This window comes from Mycobacterium sp. E183 (assembly GCF_001667735.1).
In the GTDB taxonomy this organism is placed as follows: domain Bacteria; phylum Actinomycetota; class Actinomycetes; order Mycobacteriales; family Mycobacteriaceae; genus Mycobacterium.
The window spans coordinates 1-1313 of the sequence record NZ_LZJN01000058.1 but is presented as its reverse complement, the minus strand read 5'-3'; the positions used below and the strand labels follow the sequence as shown (position 1 = coordinate 1313).

Below are 1313 nucleotides of genomic sequence, written 5' to 3'. Positions count from 1 at the left end.
GAGTAGCCCACCGTCGCCACACAGCGCATGGTGGCCACGATGATCCGCTGGCGGGTCTCCTCACCGCTGGCGCCGACGGGGCGTCCCCGCTGCGCCCGCGTCACCGTGTTCTCCGCACTCGCGCGTCCCGTCCGCAGGCTCTCGGCGCCTGACAGTGTCGAATATAATCGAGTGATCGATTTATTCGGGGTTCGTGCGGAGGTGCGCGGTGCGTGAGGGACGGGACGGCGGCGCGTGCCGTCCCGCATGAGCGCCCGGCCCTCGCGATTGGGGCGCCCGGTGGGCGCCGACGGCGAACAGACCCGCACGCGCATCATCACCGCGGCGATGCGCACTGTGGCCGAGATGGGCTACTCCCGCACCACGATTCGCGAAATCGCCCGCGCCGCCGACATGACGAGCGGCAGCCTGTACCACTACTTCCCGAACAAGGCGGAGCTGATCAAGGCGGCGATCGCGGCGCGCACCGATGTCGCTTTGCCACGGCTGCGGGCGGCCGCCGAGCGGCCGGGGAGCGCGGTCGACCGCATCGGGGCGGTTCTCGACGAATCGGGCCGGCTCATGCGCGAGTATCCAGATCTCGCCGCCTTCGAGTGGGTCATCCGCGCCGAAGGAGTGGTCGGCCCCGATCGGCACATGGACGGGGGAACGGGATTTCAGGCTTTCCGCGAGATCATCGAGGGCGTCGTCGACGACGGCTACCGGCAGGGCGAACTGTCGCGGCCTTCCGATCGGGACAGCGTCGTCGAGGCCCTCTACGCGCTCATCTACGGGTTGGTCGAGTTGGGGGCCACGTCGCCGCCGCGCGATTATCACGCCGCGCTCGACTCGGCCAAGAAGATGATCAGCGGAACGTTGTTCGCCGGCGGGCGCGGATAGCGGCGGGGCCGACACGGCACCGCCTTGATATGATCAAGCGATTGATTATATAGTCGGGCCACGAGAGGACCGGGCCTTGACTGAAACCGTGTCGTTCGACGTCGACGCGCTGCGACGCAAATACGCGGAAGAGCGCGCGCGCCGATTGCGCCCGGACGGCATCGCTCAGTACGTCGAGACGGCGGGGGCATTCGCGCGCTTCGCCGACGACCCCTGGGCAGACGGTGAATTCACGCGCGAGCCGCTGACCGACGAAGTCGACGTCGCGGTGATCGGCGCCGGATTCGGCGGGCTGTTGACGGGGGTGCGGCTGCGTCAGCTCGGCGTCGACAGCGTGCGGCTCATCGACCGGGCGGCCGACGTGGGCGGGACCTGGTACTGGAACCGGTACCCGGGGATTGCCTGCGATGTCGAGTCCTACGTGTACATGCCGC

2 protein-coding genes and 1 pseudogene are annotated in these 1313 nt (G+C 68.8%); 2 read left to right on the top strand and 1 reads right to left on the bottom strand.

Annotated elements, in window-relative coordinates:
* Positions 1-104 (bottom strand): annotated as a pseudogene (locus A5691_RS28525) (TetR/AcrR family transcriptional regulator); the annotation flags it as partial.
* 142 nt (positions 105-246) lie between these two features.
* Between A5691_RS28525 and A5691_RS05960 the strand changes: the two are divergent.
* Together A5691_RS05960 and A5691_RS05955 are read left to right on the top strand one after the other, a co-directional pair.
* Positions 247-879 (top strand): TetR/AcrR family transcriptional regulator, encoded by a 633-nt coding sequence (locus A5691_RS05960; protein WP_068266469.1) that lies wholly within the window; start codon positions 247-249, stop codon positions 877-879.
* A gap of 76 nt (positions 880-955) precedes the next feature.
* Positions 956-1313: NAD(P)-binding protein (locus A5691_RS05955; protein ID WP_156675524.1), on the top strand; the 358-nt coding region annotated here is incomplete at its 3' end.

Bases quoted from the DNA above. Each gene is read 5' to 3' on its own strand.
- A5691_RS05960 (WP_068266469.1), top strand. From the start codon at position 247: ATGAGCGCCCGGCCCTCGCGATTGGGGCGCCCGGTGGGCGCCGACGGC.